At 31.1% G+C, this 16,694-nt stretch carries 17 protein-coding genes; 15 read left to right on the top strand and 2 right to left on the bottom strand.

Going from position 1 to position 16,694, the window contains the following annotated elements; all coding sequences use genetic code 11:
* Positions 1–82: 82 nt before the first annotated feature.
* From RYO54_RS04700 to RYO54_RS04635, 14 genes are all read left to right on the top strand, one after another.
* A complete protein-coding gene (locus tag RYO54_RS04700; protein WP_315116242.1) occupies positions 83–691 on the top strand; it encodes a phosphatase PAP2 family protein in 609 nt (202 codons plus the stop codon).
* Positions 692–971: 280 nt separating this feature from the next.
* Entirely contained in the window at positions 972–2,084 is a 1,113-nt protein-coding gene (locus tag RYO54_RS04695) for an amidase domain-containing protein (RefSeq protein ID WP_315116240.1), read from the top strand.
* 50 nt (positions 2,085–2,134) lie between these two features.
* Complete coding sequence (locus tag RYO54_RS04690) at positions 2,135–3,043, top strand: M15 family metallopeptidase (protein WP_315116525.1); 909 nt, start codon at positions 2,135–2,137, stop codon at positions 3,041–3,043.
* 281 nt (positions 3,044–3,324) lie between these two features.
* On the top strand, positions 3,325–4,224 hold the full coding sequence (gene gnd / locus RYO54_RS04685) for a phosphogluconate dehydrogenase (NAD(+)-dependent, decarboxylating) (RefSeq protein ID WP_315116238.1): 900 nt from the start codon (positions 3,325–3,327) through the stop codon (positions 4,222–4,224).
* Positions 4,225–4,250: 26 nt separating this feature from the next.
* A complete protein-coding gene (zwf, locus tag RYO54_RS04680) occupies positions 4,251–5,738 on the top strand; it encodes a glucose-6-phosphate dehydrogenase (RefSeq protein ID WP_315116236.1) in 1,488 nt (495 codons plus the stop codon).
* Between the two features lie 13 nt (positions 5,739–5,751).
* Positions 5,752–6,375, top strand: coding sequence for a cyclase family protein (locus RYO54_RS04675; protein ID WP_315116234.1), 624 nt, complete (start codon positions 5,752–5,754; stop codon positions 6,373–6,375).
* Positions 6,376–6,617: 242 nt separating this feature from the next.
* Positions 6,618–7,463: a GNAT family N-acetyltransferase gene (locus RYO54_RS04670; RefSeq protein ID WP_315116232.1), complete on the top strand. Its 846-nt coding sequence runs from the start codon at positions 6,618–6,620 to the stop codon at positions 7,461–7,463.
* 83 nt (positions 7,464–7,546) lie between these two features.
* Positions 7,547–8,044, top strand: coding sequence for a GNAT family N-acetyltransferase (locus RYO54_RS04665; RefSeq protein WP_315116230.1), 498 nt, complete (start codon positions 7,547–7,549; stop codon positions 8,042–8,044).
* 382 nt (positions 8,045–8,426) lie between these two features.
* The gene (locus tag RYO54_RS04660) at positions 8,427–9,146 is read left to right on the top strand and encodes a glycosyltransferase family 2 protein (RefSeq protein WP_315116229.1); all 720 of its coding nucleotides are present in this window, start codon (positions 8,427–8,429) and stop codon (positions 9,144–9,146) included.
* Entirely contained in the window at positions 9,143–9,472 is a 330-nt protein-coding gene (locus tag RYO54_RS04655; protein WP_315116227.1) for a DUF2304 domain-containing protein, read from the top strand. Before RYO54_RS04660 ends, RYO54_RS04655 begins: the two co-directional genes overlap by 4 nt.
* Before the next feature lie 3 nt (positions 9,473–9,475).
* Positions 9,476–9,823, top strand: a complete 348-nt coding sequence (locus tag RYO54_RS04650) for an EamA family transporter (protein WP_315116225.1) — start codon at positions 9,476–9,478, stop codon at positions 9,821–9,823.
* 33 nt (positions 9,824–9,856) lie between these two features.
* Positions 9,857–11,101, top strand: coding sequence for a glycosyltransferase family 39 protein (locus tag RYO54_RS04645; protein ID WP_315116223.1), 1,245 nt, complete (start codon positions 9,857–9,859; stop codon positions 11,099–11,101).
* A gap of 23 nt (positions 11,102–11,124) precedes the next feature.
* Positions 11,125–11,820 carry a response regulator transcription factor gene (locus RYO54_RS04640; RefSeq protein WP_315116221.1) on the top strand — a complete coding sequence of 232 codons (696 nt, stop codon included), beginning with the start codon at positions 11,125–11,127 and terminating at the stop codon, positions 11,818–11,820.
* Positions 11,810–13,015, top strand: a complete 1,206-nt coding sequence (locus tag RYO54_RS04635) for a HAMP domain-containing sensor histidine kinase (RefSeq protein WP_315116219.1) — start codon at positions 11,810–11,812, stop codon at positions 13,013–13,015. The genes RYO54_RS04640 and RYO54_RS04635 overlap by 11 nt, the downstream gene beginning before the upstream one ends.
* 30 nt (positions 13,016–13,045) lie before the next feature.
* Here RYO54_RS04635 and RYO54_RS04630 read toward each other — a convergent pair whose 3' ends face one another.
* Together RYO54_RS04630 and RYO54_RS04625 are read right to left on the bottom strand one after the other, a co-directional pair.
* Positions 13,046–14,155, bottom strand: a complete 1,110-nt coding sequence (locus RYO54_RS04630) for a hypothetical protein (protein WP_315116217.1) — start codon at positions 14,153–14,155, stop codon at positions 13,046–13,048.
* Positions 14,142–14,651, bottom strand: coding sequence for an RNA polymerase sigma factor (locus tag RYO54_RS04625; protein WP_315116215.1), 510 nt, complete (start codon positions 14,649–14,651; stop codon positions 14,142–14,144). The genes RYO54_RS04630 and RYO54_RS04625 overlap by 14 nt, the downstream gene beginning before the upstream one ends.
* 722 nt (positions 14,652–15,373) lie before the next feature.
* Between RYO54_RS04625 and RYO54_RS04620 the strand changes: the two genes are divergently transcribed.
* A complete protein-coding gene (locus RYO54_RS04620) occupies positions 15,374–16,585 on the top strand; it encodes a pyridoxal phosphate-dependent aminotransferase (protein ID WP_315116214.1) in 1,212 nt (403 codons plus the stop codon).
* Positions 16,586–16,694: the final 109 nt, after the last annotated feature.

Here is a 16,694-nt window from a genome sequence, read left to right as displayed (position 1 = left end):
CATAATAATATCTATACTAAAGTTATTAAATAATTTTATTATACTAAGAGGATAAAAATACATATAAATGGAGGGCGTTTTTGTGCCGTTAATATCAACTATAATTTTACCGTCACTTGCGATGGTATCATTATTTATACTATTAAATTTTTATAAGAAAAAAGAGAAGTTTAGTATGGATATCAAAGCCATAAACTATGTAAAGAATATAGAAAATGAAAAATTGTATAAGTTTTTTAAAATAGCTACTACAATAGGTGATCCTACATCTATAGTTATAATGACTATAGTAGTATGCTTTTTTTGCTATCGAAACAATTACTTTAAAGAGAGCATGTTCTTTTTTATGAATATTATTGGGGTGTGGTTATTTAATGAATTACTAAAACTAATATACAGAAGGGAAAGACCTAGTATAAAATTATTTAAAGTAAGAGGATATAGCTTACCTAGCGGACATGCAATGGTATTTATGGCCTATTCTATTATTAGCATGTATTTTATATTCGATAAAATTGGTGTTAATTTAATTACCTGCATAATAAGTGGGATTATAGTGATTTTAAACATTTCAGTTGGATTAAGCAGAGTATATTTTAGAGTACACTATTTAAGCGATGTAATAGCAGGGTGGTATGCAGGAATAGTATGGATGTGTTTAAGCATACCTATATATAAATTTTACTATTAGAGAATAATCTAAGTATATTTCAAAATTAATCTCTATAAAAAATTTATTAGTCCATAAAACTATGGAATCATAAAAAAATAAAATTAATTTTGGAGGTGTTAAATTTATTAATATTTAGCACTTTTTTTATTATGTTCATTTTTATAGCTTTATTTTACAGATATTTCTAAATATTCATTAAATTATAAAGCTTTTATACTGAATATTAAAATATTTACTGAGCTATACTAAACTAAGTGATTGTAAACAGTGATATAAATGATTATAAGGAGTGCTATATATGAAGACCTATCCTAAAAAAGTAACATATAAACATATAACAAAATTTTTTATAATAATTATATTTTGCTTATTAGGTTTATTTAATTATAATAAAGCGTCGGCAATTACAGAAGATACTAATGAAGAAGTTATAAATGCTATAGAAGAAATTTTTGAAAATAGGAATAAAGCTATTTTAAATGAAGATTCAGAGTTAATAGAGATCATGTATGATGAAAATACTACTTATGGTAAATGGGCCTGTGAACATGAGAAAAGAAAAATGAAATACATTCATAATTGGGAGCAGAAACAGGGAGCAAAATTTATTGACATAAATCCAAAGGTTGTAGTGAGGAAAGTTAGTGGAGGAGAGGATAAATATTCTGTTAATTTATTATGTTCAACAGAATACAAGTATGTATATGAAAACAATCCAGAGGAAGTAAATATATCTAGAATTGGAACCTATCACAGTTTAAACTTGATAAATAGAAGAGGAATGTGGATCATCACAAAGGAATGGTATAAAGACCCATTTGCAGATTCATTAAACTTAGACAACATAAAAACCGATTCTATAAAAGAATTTATATTGAATCAAAGTTGCAGAGATTTTTCTAATATGAATGAAAGAAGAATTAAAGCTGTAGATTATACTGAGAAATATTGTGGAGCGGCCAACGAAGAAAAATATGGCTTTACTTATAATAAAGATTATAAAAATTTTAATTCTTTAGGAGGAGATTGCGCAAATTTTGCCTCTCAGATGCTCTTTGAAGGTGGTAAGTTTAGGAAAAATTCTATGTGGAATTATGAGAAAGATAATGGAACACGTGCTTGGTTGAACGCAGATGGATTTAAAGATTATATGCTACATAGCGGTAGAGCCTCATTAATTGCCTATGGAAGTTATGATAAGGTATATAAGGCATCCTTTAAGCTATTACCTGGTGATTTCGTTGCATATGAAAAGAAAGGTGATGTCACTCATATTTCAGTTGTAACAGGAGCTGATTCTAAAGGATATTCTTTAGTTAGCTGTCATAATACAGACAGAAACAAAGTTCCATGGGATCTTGGATGGAGTGATAGCAATATAAGATTTTGGTTAGTACGTGTTCATTATTAATAATTTAATATACTCATAAACTTTTAAGGAGTGATTTTATGAAAAATTTTATGATGAAAATATATTTAATTATAACATCACTTTGTTTAGTTTTATATAGTAGCTCTACTGTGAAGGCTTCATCAAATTCTAGTGATTATGAAAGAGTTATGAAGCAGGATATTCTATCTTTAATGATGGCTTATCCTGATTATATTTTAGATGTAGTTAAGGAAGAAAGTGGATCAGTTTATGTAGTGATGAAATCAGGTAAAAAAATTTTATATGATGATAAAAGAGAAAAAAATTTTGAAGAAAAAATGGCTAATCCAGATATACAAGATATGATGGAACAAATATATCCATTATCATCCATCTCAAAATTGATGGATAAAAATTTTGACCCTGGCCGTTGTAGGATATACCCTTTGTTAAAGGAAGTTTATGGAGAGTCACAGGAGAGAGTACAATCTAATCTTAAAAATATAGTATATACTAATTATCAATTCAATGGTAATAATAAAGCTGCTGAATCATTGCGATTGGTAATGGAGGAGCTTATACCAATGGCCAATGGAAATAACACCATAGGAGCTTGTGTATATCCAATGAGTGGTACTTTTAATTATCGTTATATAGCTGGAACAAATAGATTAAGTCCCCATGCCTTTGGAATTGCTATTGATCTTGCAAGGGATAGTAGGGATTATTGGAAATGGGCCTCTGCTGAGGAAGGGGAAAAAAGAATAGCCTCTTATCCTAAAGAAATTGTAGAGATATTTGAAAAAAATAATTTCATATGGGGCGGTAAATGGAGACATTTTGATATTTTGCATTTTGAATACAGACCTGAGATTATCATAAAGGCTAGATATTTTGGAGAAAAATGTAGAGATGGGCAACTATGGTATGAGGGTGTATCCTCAGAAGATGTTACCATAAAAAGTTATATTGAAAAAGTTGAAAAAGCATTAAAATAATCTAACTAATAATAAAAAAAATATAAATATAAATCTTTAAAAATTGAATAGAAACAAATATATTTATAAGACCTAGGGATAAAATAAATTAATCTCTAGGTTTTTGTTTAAATAGTGATAGATGTTACAGAATAGTTATTACTATATTGATATAATATGGTGATATACTTATAGTATGAATAAGTGAAGAACTGATATGGGAAAATATCATTGGGAACCGTATAAATTTATAATTAATTTTACAATATATAATTTTAAAAGTGTAAGTAAGGAGGATTAATATGAATGTTGGGTTAATTGGATTGGGAAGAATGGGTTACAATTTAGCATTAAATGCAAGGGATAAGGGGCATAATGTTGTGGTTTTTAACAGGACGCTAGAAAAGGTTCAACAAGCGGAAAAAGAGGAGTTAATTGGAGCATATAGCTTAGAGGAATTTGTTCAAAAACTTGAAGGGAGAAGGGTCATATGGCTTATGGTTCCTGCGGGAAATTCTGTTGATGAAATGATTACTAAGCTTGTACCGCTTTTAAATGAGCATGACATTATAATAGATGGAGGAAATTCCAATTATAAAGATACATTAAGAAGATATGCTGAACTTAAGAATAAAGGAATAGATTTTGTTGACATAGGTACTAGTGGAGGTATTGAAGGAGCAAGAAATGGAGCATGCACAATGATAGGTTCAGAAGATGATGTATTCAAATTTATAGAGCCTTTTGTTAAGGACATAAGTATTGAAAATGGATATCTACATACAGGTGAAAATGGCTCCGGCCACTTTGTAAAGATGGTTCATAATGGTATAGAGTATGGTATGATGCAGGCCATAGGAGAAGGCTTTGAAATACTTGAAAAATCTCAGTTTGATTTGAATTTTGAGAAAGTTGCAAAAGTATGGAATAATGGTTCTGTCATAAGAGGATGGCTTATGGAACTTTCGGAAAATGCCTTTAAGAAAGATCCACATCTTGATGGAATCAAGGGAGTCATGTATTCATCTGGAGAAGGGTTATGGACTGTTCAGGAGGCATTAGAGTTAAAAGTACCTGCAACGGTTATAACTCAATCTCTGCTCATGAGATATAGATCGGAGCAGGAAGACACTTTTAATGGTAAGGTTGTAGCTGCATTAAGAAATGAATTTGGAGGACACGCAACTAAGAAGAATGAATAAAACTCTTCTGGAGAGGAGGAATTAACATGGAGATAAATATTGATTTGTCATGTATAATGGTTATTTTCGGTGGCACGGGAGATCTTACCCATAGGAAACTTATGTCTGCTATATATAATCTATCATATCAGAATATGCTTCCTGATAATTTTGCTATTGTGTCTATAGGGAGAAGAGTATTCACTGATGAGGAATATAGAGAGCAAATAAAAGAATCCATAGGTAAATATTCAAGATTCACCATGGAAGAGGAAAAATGGAGTAAGATTAGAAATAAAATATATTATTTAGATTTTGATTTTAGAGATAATAATGGATATGTAAGGTTGAAAAAATTTTTAGATAATCTTGATGAGAGATATAATACTCATGGGAATAGAATCTTCTATCTTGCTGTGGCTCCAGAGTATTTTGAACCCATAGTTGAAAAATTAAAGTTTCATGGTATGAATACTCATAAAGATAGCAATAAGAGAATAGTAATAGAGAAACCTTTTGGAGGAGATCTTAAATCAGCTACTTATCTTAATGAGAAAATCAGATCAGCCTTTAGTGAAGATAATATTTATAGAATAGATCATTATCTAGGAAAAGAAATGATACAAAACATAATGGTAATAAGGTTTGCTAATTTATTTTTTGAATCTCTTTGGAATAACAGATATATAGATAATATACAAATTTCATCAAGTGAAATGGTGGGTGTTGAAAGCAGAGGTGGGTATTATGAATCTGCTGGAGCTCTTAAGGACATGATTCAAAATCATATGTTTCAACTACTTTCATTGATAGCTATGGAGCCACCAGTAAGTCTCCATACCGAGGATATTAGGGACGAAAAGATAAAGGTCTTTAAATCTATTGAAAAAGTAACACCAGAGTATGTAATAGAGAATATGGTAAGAGGGCAATATGGAAGAGGTAAAATAGGTGATAAAGAAGTGTTAGCATATCGGGAAGAGGATAAGGTGCTACCTACTTCCAATGTTGAGACTTTTATAGCTATGAAGTTATATATTCAAAATTATAGATGGGCAGGGGTTCCATTCTATATTAGAACTGGAAAGAGGTTAGCAAATAAATGTACAGAAATAGTTATCCAATTCAAATCTATGGAAAAACTATTATATTTTAAGGAATTTGACAATTTACAGCCTAATCTTTTAGTAATAAAAATTCAGCCAAAGGAAGGAATTTTCTTTCAGATAAACGGTAAGAAGCAAGGGGTAGAAAATTGGATAATACCTATTCAGATGGAGTTTTGTCAAAACTGTCCTCTTGAAAACAATTCACCAGAAGCTTATGAAAGACTTCTTTTCGAAGTTATGAAAGGAGATTCAACACTATTTACGAGATGGGATGAGGTTGAATATTCATGGAAGTTTGCTGATACAATATCAGAAGTATGGGAAAATAATCAGCCTAATTATCCTAATTATGATTCTGGAAGTTGGGGACCAAAGGAATCAGATGAATTGCTCGAAAGGGACGGAAGATTTTGGTGGAATGTATAGGAGGGGGAAGTATATGAAAATTTATGATATATCTATGGATATACATAATAAAATGACTGTATACAAAAATAAAGATGAAAAAAGACCGGTTATTAAGGTTTTGCAAGATTTTTCAAAGGGAAGTAGTTATGAGTCCAGAATAAGCATGGATATGCATACTGGTACTCATATAGATGCACCACTTCATATGATTGAAAAGGGATCTACTATGGATGAGTTTAATATTGAAAATGTAGTAACAGAGTGCAAAGTGGTGGATTTAACATCAATAAAGGACAGAATTACGGAAGAGGATTTTGAGAATAAAGGAATAAACGAAGGAGACTTTATTTTATTAAAAACTAGGAACTCCTTTGAAGAGGGGTTTGACTTCAACTTTGTATTCCTTCACGAAAGTGGAGCAAAATATTTAAAGGAGCGAGGGATAAAAGGCGTAGGAATAGATTCTCTTGGTATAGAGAGAAGCCAAGAAGGACATGAAACTCATAAGATTCTCCTTGGAAATGGTATAACCATAATTGAGGGACTTAGACTTAAAGAGATAAATGAGGGAAAATATCTATTATGTGCCCTTCCTCTTAAGATTAAAGGAGTAGAGGCTGCGCCAGCAAGAGCTATTTTAATAGAGCAAAAGTAAATTTAGTTAATAAGAGACCACATAGTTTATTAGATTACTATGTGGTTTTTTAAAGTAGGAATTTCATGGGAATGAATGATATAATAATTATATAAGTTTGTGATATAAATCAACTTAGTTTACAATATAAGGATATTGTGCTGAACATGCAGAGAATTCATCAATCAAATAAGCATTTTACAGATTATCAAAAGCTCAGATTATAAGTAAGGTGTCATGTAATAGAAAGGGGAAGATAACAAATGTTTAGTTATAAGATATTAGGCAAAACAAGTATTGAAACACTTCATAAAACATTTTTAGATGCATTTTCTGATTATCAAGTTAAAATGGATTTGCCCCTTTGGAAGTTTAAACAAATGCTTCAAAGAAGAGGTTATGTCCCTGAAATGTCCATAGGTGCATTTAAAAATGAGATGTTAGTTGGATTCGTTTTAAATGGATTTCGAAATTGGAATGGGAAATCAACTGTGTATGACCTTGGGACAGGTGTTGTAGGTGAGTATAGAAGACAAGGTATAACAAGTGATATGCTTTTAAATATCAAAGAGGCGCTTAAAGAGAAACAAGTAGAGCAATATTTGCTCGAAGTAATTAAATCCAATACATCTGCAGTTCAACTTTACAAAAAACAAGGCTTCGAGATTCAAAGAGAATTCACATGCTTTCAGCTAGATAAAAATAAATATAACCCAATAACAACCTGCAAGGTTGAGCAGATTGACAGAATTAACTGGAGGCAGTTAACAGAATTTTGGGATTTTAAACCCTCCTGGCAGAATTCTATTGATTCAATCAATGCTGTACCAAAAGCATTCATATATTCTATTGTACGTTTTGACAATGCAATTGTTGGCTATGGCATTATTGATAAAAAAACAGGAGATATTCCCCAAGTAGCAGTAAATAAGCATTATAGGGGTAAAGGAATTGCAAGAAGTATAATTACAGATATGATAAAAAATACAGAATCACATAAAATTAGTGTTCTTAATGTAGATGATCAATTTAAATCTACTAAAGATTTCTTATTTGAATTAGGATTTGAGTATAGCGTTAGTCAGTATGAAATGCTTTTGAAAATATAATTTATTTGAATTAAGCAAAACTTATCTTTTGCATATAAATTTACTTAGCGGTAAGCGTATTTATATTTTTGGAGGTATAATTCATGAACGTAAGATATAATTTTAATTTAGCCCAAGAAAAAGATATTGCTGATATTTTACTGCTAATTAGAAAAAGAATCCGATGGATGGATAATTGCGGTATTGAGCAATGGAATAAGACAAATTATATGGAATGCTATCCAAAAGAATACTTTGATGACTGCATTTTAAAACATAAATTGTATGTCTTGATTGAAAAAGAATCTGGTGAAATTGTTGGGGCTGTTGTATTAAATGATACAGATAAACGGTGGGAAGACGAGATACCTTCTTATTACATACATAATTTAGTAACTGATCTTGAGGCAAAGGGCGCGGGTGCAGCAATCATAAAATATTGTGAAGATATAGCAATTGAGCATGGCAAAAATAAACTACGTTTGGACTGCCAAACAGCAAATACTAAATTAAATCAATATTATGAAAATTTAGGTTTTCTTTATATTGAAAAAGTACGGGATGGATTATATATTGGGAACAAAAGAGAGAAATCATTATAACATAGATTATGAGTTATATAGGACAATCATAGAGTATATTATATATATAAGTTGATAATGAAATAATATTTAAATAGTCGAAAAGGGTACTACCGAATAAAAAGTAGTACCCTTTTATTTGAGTATACTAAAGATTATTTATCAAATGAGGGTTCAGATAGGACAAATACTATAGCAGAATTAGTTATCTTCATTAAATCTTCATAATTATAGAAACTATTTCTTTAATAATAGTTTCTATAATAATTAGTATAAATGGAAATGGTTATTGGATTAAGACGAGAAGCATTTTTTATTAACTATCATTTTTCTTCTTTTGCATTTTGCAGGGAAGCTTAATTTTTTTCGTCTATAGATTCGAAAGAAAGGGTGAGAGATAATTATGAAATGTTTAGTAATAATTCCAGCTTATAATGAAGAAAAAAATATATATAAAGTAGTAAAGGCAATTAAGGATAGTGATTTTGAAAAAGATGATAATCTTGAATTTGATATTGTAGTTGTCAACGACGGTTCAAAGGATAATACAGAATTAGAAGCGAAAAAGGCAGGAGCAAAGGTTTTAAATTTAAGTAGTAACTTAGGTATTGGTGGTGCTGTGCAGACAGGATATTTATATGCACTCTATAATGGTTACGATGCAGCGGTACAGATTGATGGGGATGGTCAACACAGCTCAAAGGATTTAGGTAGGTTAGTTAAGGAGCTTAATGAGAGTAATGCTGATATGGTAATTGGTTCTAGGTTTATTTGTAAGTCAAATTATAAACCTAGTGTATGCAGGAAGATTGGAATAAAATACTTTTCAAAGCTTGTGTCTTTTTTATGTAAGAGTTCATATTATGACACCACTTCTGGTTATAGGATGGTTAACAAAAGAGGAATCAGCCTTTTTGCAAATTATTATCCTCAAGACTATCCAGAAGTTGAGACTATAGTATACGCTGTAAAAAATGGCCTTAACGTGAAAGAGATTGACGTTAATATGAATAAAAGACAAGGAGGGAAATCCTCTATAACACCAATAAAATCTGTGTATTATATGGTGAAAGTAACTATAGCTTCGCTTATCCAACCGAGTAAAAAAGGGGTGTTACAATGAATTTATTTTGTTTTATGATTTCACTTTTTTTTCTAGTTATAAGTATTATATTTATTCGAAAAAGAAGTTTGGAGTTTAAGTGGGGTTTGCTATGGATTTTAGTAAGTTTAATTTTAATGATATTTTCAATGAATTCAAGGATTGTAGAATATCTTGCAAAAGCTACAGGGATAATGTACGCACCATCATTTTTGTTCTTTATGGGTATAGTATTTAGCTTAATAATGATTTTTTATTTAATGATAGTAATTTCAAATATGCAAAAAAAACTAACAAAGCTTATACAAGAAAATTCTATATTAAAAGATAGAGTTGAAGAGGGGTAAAAAATGACTTGTTTATTATTGATAATTAATATATTTATGTTGGTATGCGGGCAAGTTTTGTGGAAGATTGGAATGAGTAAAATTGATTTTCAGATATCTTTTAAAAGCATAATTAATACTTTATTTAATCCTTACATATTTTCAGGCGGAATTATCTATGTTTTTGCTACAGTTATTTGGTTGTATTTATTGTCTAAGGAACAGTTGAGTAGAATATATCCTCTTCAAAGTTTATGTTATATTGCAGGGGCCTTTGCAGGTATTATCATATTTAATGAAAGTCTAACAATATCAAAAACCCTTGGACTTTTATTAATTTTTTCAGGAGCTGTTTTAGTTGGGATAAAGTGATGATTTAATAATAGGATAAGCGGAGGAAGGTATATGAATAAATTAAAAGATATGAGTGAAGAAAAAAGAATCAATATTTATTTAATAATCATTGAAATAGTTTTTATGACAGTAGCTATTTTCTCTATATTTGCTTATGGAGATTCGCTGCTTTTAGGAAGTCTAGAAGAATTCAATAATGATGATGTAAAATATATTAGGAGCGCATGGAATTTAATAGATAACAACATACTGTCTTATGAAAATATAAAAGAACCTACAGCTTACATAATGCCGGGCTTAACCTTTCTTCTTTCATTTTTTATGTCTATTTTCGGTAAGATAAATGGCATTGTAGCATTTAAGATATTTCAAGTAATATTGCAAGGCTTAAGTTTATATTTGTTGTTTTTAATAGGAAAAAAAGTGTTTAATAGTAAGGTAGCTTTAATAGCGTGCTTTATGGATGTATTATATGCAGCTGAAATTTATGCAACAAACCTAATTTTAATGGAAGTTATTTTTAAATTTTTACTGTTACTTTTAATATATATAAGTATTTATGCAATTGAAAAGAAAAGTTTAAAGCTATATGTATTAGGTGGAATTGTTTGGGCAGCAGCCTGCTTATTTAGGCCTACCATTGCTGCTTATCCATTGTTGATTTTAATTATGTGGATAAAAAACAGATATAGTTTTAGCGAAATAGTCAAGTATACTATTGTAGTTACAATTATATTTTGCATTATTATGGCACCTTGGTGGATAAGAAATTATAAAGTTTTTGATAGAGTAATTTTGTTTACAAAATCTAGTGGGAATCCATTTTTGCAAGGGACCTTTGTTAATTACGATCAAAGTAAAGGTTGGGGAGTACCTTATGTAAAAGGAGAAGATGCTTTAGAAAATGATGAAAATGAAATAAAAGCAGGACTTCAAAGATTGAAGGTTTATGGAAAAAAAGAACCATTAAAATATATAGCTTGGTATACTTTGGGCAAAACTTTTTATTTTTGGAGAGCTCCTTTCTATTGGATAGCTAATATATCATATATCCCTGTAATTATCTATCATCTTGCAATTTTATATTGGGCCCTTTATGGTATGATAAAGCATAATGATAAAAGTTTGAATCTTAAGTTTTTGATTATGGTAGTGGTTTATTTTAATGTTATATATTTACCATATTTTACATTTGAAAGATATGCATATCCTATAATGCCATTAGTAATATTATTTGCGGCATATACTATCAATAATAAGAGATGTAAAAAGATAGGTAATGCTTACGATTATTAATAATAAGAAAGGGGCTATAATTCATGGAAAAAAGTACAGTATTAGTAGTAGATGATGAAAAAGATATAAGGGAGTTAATTGAAATTTATTTAATAAATGAAGGCTTAAAGGTTATTACTGCCTGCGATGGCATTGATGCCTTAGAAAAACTTAAAAATAATGATATTGATTTAATAATTTTAGATATCATGATGCCTAAATTAGATGGGATAAGAACATGTCTAAAAATTAGAGAAGAAAAAAAGCTCCCAATTATTATGCTCTCTGCTAAGAATGAAGATTGCGATAAAATATTGGGGTTAAATGTTGGAGCTGATGATTATGTTACTAAGCCTTTTAATCCATTAGAGCTTACTGCAAGAGTAAAATCTCAACTTAGAAGATGTTTTAATTTTAATGAAGTAAAAAAAGAAGATGAGGATGAGATAACTATTGATGGACTTACAATAAATAGAGCTTCAAGAGAAATTTTTGTTGAGGGTATCTTTGTAAGGCTTACTCCCTTAGAATTTTCTATATTAGAAATTTTGGCACTTAATAGAGGTAGAGTTATGAGTACAGAACAGATTTATGATAATGTATGGAATGAACCTTTTAATAATGCAGATAATACGGTAGCTGTACACATAAGAAATATAAGGGAGAAGATTGAGATTAATCCTAAGGAACCTAAGTATATAAAAGTGGTATGGGGAGTTGGATATAAGATTGAAAAATAGAATTAGGAAATTATTATTTGGAAGTGTAACAAGAGAACTATTATTAACTATTGTTTTAAGTGTTACATCTATATCTTTAATTTTCGATGTAATACCAGATAAAGTATCTGATGCAGTATCCAGTATTATATCAAATGCCTTACATATTATTACATTAAGCATCATACCAGGTATTGTAGTTATGTTATTGATTTCTTCAAAATTTAAAAATAGATTTAAGGAGTTAGTATTTGGAAGCGTAACAAGAGAATTATTATTATCTTTTTCTCTAATTCTTATTTCCGTGAAATTATTTCCCAATATCATAACTATTCTATTATTAATTTATTTATTGGTTAGAAGAAAAGCTGAATATATAAAAAATATATGTAATGGTATAAAAATAATTTCTGAAGGAAATTTAGATTATAAAATAGTAATTCAAGGACATGATGAATTAGCAATTTTAGCAGAAGAGATTAATAATATGTCACTTAAGTTGAAAAATAAAATAGAAGAAGAAAGAGCCGCAGAAAGGCTAAAAAGTGAACTTATAACAAATGTATCTCATGATTTAAGAACACCTCTTACGGCATTGATTGGGTACATTCAGCTTGCAGCAGATGATAAGATGAGTTTTGAAGATAAAGATAAATATACAAAAATATCTTTAGAAAAATCGAAGAAACTAAAGGTATTAATAGATGATTTGTTTGAGTATTCTAAGCTTGAGAGCGGCGGCATTAAACTCGAAAAAGTAAAAGTTAATATAATAGAAATAATAGAGCAAAGCATAGGTGAACTGTCAATTAAGGCAAAAGAAAGATGTATAGGGTTCAATAAAAATTTTAAAAATAGCAAAGTAGAGTTATTAGTAGATCCTAACAAGATAGCACGAGTTTTTGAAAATATTATAGGAAATGCTGTTAAATACAGTCTTGAAGGAAGCGACGTAAATATAAATTTATATGAAAATAATGAAAATGTAATTATAAGCTTTGAAAATATAGTTGAGAGCATCTCAGAAGAAGATTTAGATAAAATATTTAATAGATTTTATAGGACAGATGAATCAAGAAACTCAGAAATTGCAGGCTCAGGATTGGGATTAGCCATTACAAAAAGTATAGTAGAACTGCATGAAGGAAAAATTTGGGTGAAAAATGAAGATGATAAGTTTATAATCAACATAGAATTAAACGCAGATTACAGGTGATGAATATCATCACCTGTGGCTACCAACGAGTTAATTTAGCTTTAATATCCTACCAGTAATCACTCCATTAGCATCTCTTGATAATTGAATAGCGGTTAGGTTGTCATCTTCTCCATTTATACTTACAATTTTAGATACGTCAGTCTTTCCTTTTTCAAATAGAGAGTCTACGGCAATAGAAAGTTTGTAGCCTTCATATTCATAACATGCAAATCCATTTTTGTCGTAAGTAACTTTTTTTATAGATTCGGGTATTGCAACACCATTTGCAAATTTCTTTTCCCAATCAATAGCTGCTTCTTCACTAACTGTAGAATCTACTTTTGGTTCTTTCAATAATTCTTTCAAATATTTTTCGGCTTTCTCATAATCAGCTTTTCTTATGTCGAGAGGTAAGTTAAAAAGAGCGTTAGCACCATTATAATTAGTATTAGGGCTAATTTCACCAGTCTTTTCATTATAGTTAAAAGCATTTACATCATAGAAACTGCTGGTACTTATGCTAAGATAAAGTCCTCTGTCGGAGAACATCTCAACACCGTCGCATTCAATTAATCTATACATGATCCCATCCATTACAAATTCACTATATCCACCATTCATAGAAGCTATGTTAACTAGCCATGGCTTTTGGCCCTTTATTAGAGGAGAGATAAAAAATGGAACTTTCCCATACTCTTCATCCTGAGTATCCGGCATTTTACTGCCATCTTGTTTTGCTATTGAGACTACGGCATAGGTTCTATCTGGATGTATATCCTGTACAGAAGCTCTAAAGTCGCTTAAACCCTTGCCTGATACGATTCCAAGCAAAGTGAAATTATACCCACCTGAAACAATGGATTTATTTATTTCGATTGCATTTTTGTCCTCAAATGCATGAGCAAGCCTTTGATCTCCAAGGTGTTCAGCAATTTGTTTTGTATTAAGAAGATGCCAGGCTGCAAATACCGTTACTGACATTGCTATGGTAAGTGTAGCGGCAATTAGTGCAACGGATATCCTTTTTTTATAAACTGGTTTCATAATATTATTCTCCTTCAGTTGGTCTATGATTTTTTGATTTAAATCTTCACTAGGCTCAACTGTTGGAGAAAGGGCTCGCTTCAACAGTTGATCTAATTGCTCAGAATTCTTCATATTTACCGACCTCCATTAAAGTATTTTTCAAGGTTTTTCGAGCGGTGTGAAGCCTGCTTTTCACAGTTCCCAGGGGAATCTTCAGTGCAGATGCTATTTCTTCGTTGGACATTTCTGCAGTGTAATACATATACAAAGGTATTTTTAATTTATCGCTTAGCTTATCTGCTTCCGTTTGTATCATAACGCAGAGTTCATTGGATATAGCAATATCCTCTGGAGTTAGTTCATCCTTGAATATGTAACTATTCTTCATATCTTCGTTAAGTTGCTCTATTGGAGCTATTCTTTGCCGCCGGGCATATTTACGACGATTGTTTTTCCATAGTCCTATTGCAATGGAAATGAGAAACCCTTTAGGATTATTATCTTTATCAATTTTATGGCACAGCTCCATCGCTTTCAGAAATGTTTCTTGATATAGATCATCTGTATCAGCCTGATTTTTTGTAAGCTTGTGGCAAAAGCCATAGATGGATTTACCATGCAATTGCACAAGATCGCTTAAATCTGTAACGTTCACGTGACCCCTCCTTTCAGCATAATTAAAATTCCTTTTTTAAATAGGCCTTCACATATATATTGTCATGGCATAATAAAAGGTTCATTGTTCTACAGACTTTCTATTAATTTTACTATCAGTTATGCCCATTTGGGGAGTCTAGTTCCTATTCTTTATTATATAAAAGTTATGAATCTAATGTAGTTTATTATAAATTAAAAGCTATGAATCCCAATTAAGGATTTCATAGCTTTTTACTTTTTTATTTATATATATTTTCCTGTTACAGAATTTTTATTGGATCTTATATCATCTGGAGTACCCACCGCAATTACTTTGCCTCCATATCTCAAAAAATGACACTTGTGAGCCTAGTTACTGTAAAGATTGGAATTGAAGGTATTAGAAAATATATATAGTTGTATATAATTATATATATTTGAATAATTTTCCAAAGATGATATACTTTAATTGAAGAGAAGGTTGATAGTTAGTACTTATAACTAAAAGAAAATCACACTTTTCCAATAAAAGGATTCATAAAATTAAAGGAGTACTAATATAAAGAAAAAACCTCCTCTTTTGGCACAAATATTAATATCTATTGGATCTGGTGCTTAGGAAATAATTTGTCCAAATTATCCAAACTTATAACATTACATCATGACTAAAGGCAGTTATATGTTTAAATTAATTAATGAAAGAAGGTTAGAAAGATGGATTTGTTAAATGAAAAATTCGCTAAACTGGGTGTTGATAATGCTCCGGGGCAGGAGATAAGACAGCGCACAGCTGAGATTGAATTACGAGGTGAGAAGCTTTCTGGAACGCCAGTTGATTTTTCACATGGTGATGTTGATGCCTTTGAACCAATTCCTGGTACATTAGACGACTTTATTGCAGGTGTTCATGTTGGCGGCAAGCAGGCTTATACCGAGTACCGTGGAAGTAAAGAAATACGAGAGGGTGTAGCTCAGAAGCTTTCTCGTTACACCGGTACTGAGATTATTGCTGATAGTGAACTCATCATTACTCCCGGCACACAGGGTGCACTTTTCCTTGCAGTTGGTTCCTCTGTTGCAAGAGGTGACAAGGTTGCCATTGTAGAGCCAGACTATTTCGCCAATCGAAAGCTCGTTGAATTCTTTGATGGGGAGCTCGTCCCTATACAGATGAATTATCTAAGGGTAAAAGATCGTGCAGGTTTGGACTTAAATCAGCTTGAGGATGCTTTCAAATCTGGTGTTAAAGTATTTTTGTTTTCTAATCCCAATAATCCTACAGGCTTAATTTACTCACCTTCAGAAATTCATGAGATTGCAGTTCTTGCACAAAAGTATTGTGTAACAGTCATTGTAGATGAGTTGTACTCACGTCAGATTTTTGAAGGAAGAACTTATACTCACTTGTGTGCTGAAAAGGTAAAACCGGAAAACTTGATTACCATCATTGGGCCATCCAAGACTGAGTCTTTGAGCGGCTATCGTTTAGGAGTGGCATTTGGCTCCTCGAAAATTATTGGACGCATGGAAAAACTGCAGGCTATAGTGTCTTTGCGTGCAGGCGGATATAACCAAGCTGTACTGAAATCATGGTTTGCAGAGCCTGATGGTTGGATGGAACACCGAATCAAAGAGCATCAGGCAATTCGCGATGACCTTTTGATAAAGTTGCACGCTGTAGAAGGTATTGAGGTTAGAAGCACAGAGGCTGGCAGTTACCTATTTGTAAAGCTTCCGAAGCTGGATGTTACTATAGGGGAATTCGCTAAAATATTGCGTGTTCAGGCGGGAGTAACTATAACTCCGGGTACCGAATTTGGGCCTCAGTTTACCGACTGTTTCCGTATCAACTTCTCGCAGGATCACAAAGCAGCCGTAGAGGCCATTGAACGCGTAATCAAAATCGTTGGTAGGTATCGTAAATGAGTTTGACATCAATAAATAATTCTCCCATTCCAGAAGGGAAGTATTTACCCGCAACTCGATCCGCCAATCTTGTATTTAATGCAGGAATGACTCCGAGAAGAAAGTAGTA

This window comes from uncultured Clostridium sp., from assembly GCF_963515715.1.
Lineage (GTDB): Bacteria > Bacillota > Clostridia > Clostridiales > Clostridiaceae > Clostridium_AW.
Note: the sequence above shows the minus strand (reverse complement) of the source record. Positions and strands in the feature narration are given on the sequence as shown.

What these genes read in the sequence shown, in the direction of transcription:
- RYO54_RS04675 (WP_315116234.1), top strand. Translation starts at nt 5,752, where the DNA reads ATGAAAATTTATGATATATCTATGGATATACATAATAAAATGACTGTA.
- RYO54_RS04640 (WP_315116221.1), top strand. Translation starts at nt 11,125, where the DNA reads ATGGAAAAAAGTACAGTATTAGTAGTAGATGATGAAAAAGATATAAGG.
- RYO54_RS04620 (WP_315116214.1), top strand. Translation starts at nt 15,374, where the DNA reads ATGGATTTGTTAAATGAAAAATTCGCTAAACTGGGTGTTGATAATGCT.
- RYO54_RS04695 (WP_315116240.1), top strand. Translation starts at nt 972, where the DNA reads ATGAAGACCTATCCTAAAAAAGTAACATATAAACATATAACAAAATTT.
- RYO54_RS04650 (WP_315116225.1), top strand. Translation starts at nt 9,476, where the DNA reads ATGACTTGTTTATTATTGATAATTAATATATTTATGTTGGTATGCGGG.
- gnd (WP_315116238.1), top strand. Translation starts at nt 3,325, where the DNA reads ATGAATGTTGGGTTAATTGGATTGGGAAGAATGGGTTACAATTTAGCA.
- RYO54_RS04630 (WP_315116217.1), bottom strand. Translation starts at nt 14,155, where the DNA reads ATGAAGAATTCTGAGCAATTAGATCAACTGTTGAAGCGAGCCCTTTCT.
- RYO54_RS04660 (WP_315116229.1), top strand. Translation starts at nt 8,427, where the DNA reads ATGAAATGTTTAGTAATAATTCCAGCTTATAATGAAGAAAAAAATATA.
- RYO54_RS04645 (WP_315116223.1), top strand. Translation starts at nt 9,857, where the DNA reads ATGAATAAATTAAAAGATATGAGTGAAGAAAAAAGAATCAATATTTAT.
- RYO54_RS04665 (WP_315116230.1), top strand. Translation starts at nt 7,547, where the DNA reads ATGAACGTAAGATATAATTTTAATTTAGCCCAAGAAAAAGATATTGCT.
- RYO54_RS04690 (WP_315116525.1), top strand. Translation starts at nt 2,135, where the DNA reads ATGATGAAAATATATTTAATTATAACATCACTTTGTTTAGTTTTATAT.
- RYO54_RS04670 (WP_315116232.1), top strand. Translation starts at nt 6,618, where the DNA reads ATGTTTAGTTATAAGATATTAGGCAAAACAAGTATTGAAACACTTCAT.
- zwf (WP_315116236.1), top strand. Translation starts at nt 4,251, where the DNA reads ATGGAGATAAATATTGATTTGTCATGTATAATGGTTATTTTCGGTGGC.
- RYO54_RS04655 (WP_315116227.1), top strand. Translation starts at nt 9,143, where the DNA reads ATGAATTTATTTTGTTTTATGATTTCACTTTTTTTTCTAGTTATAAGT.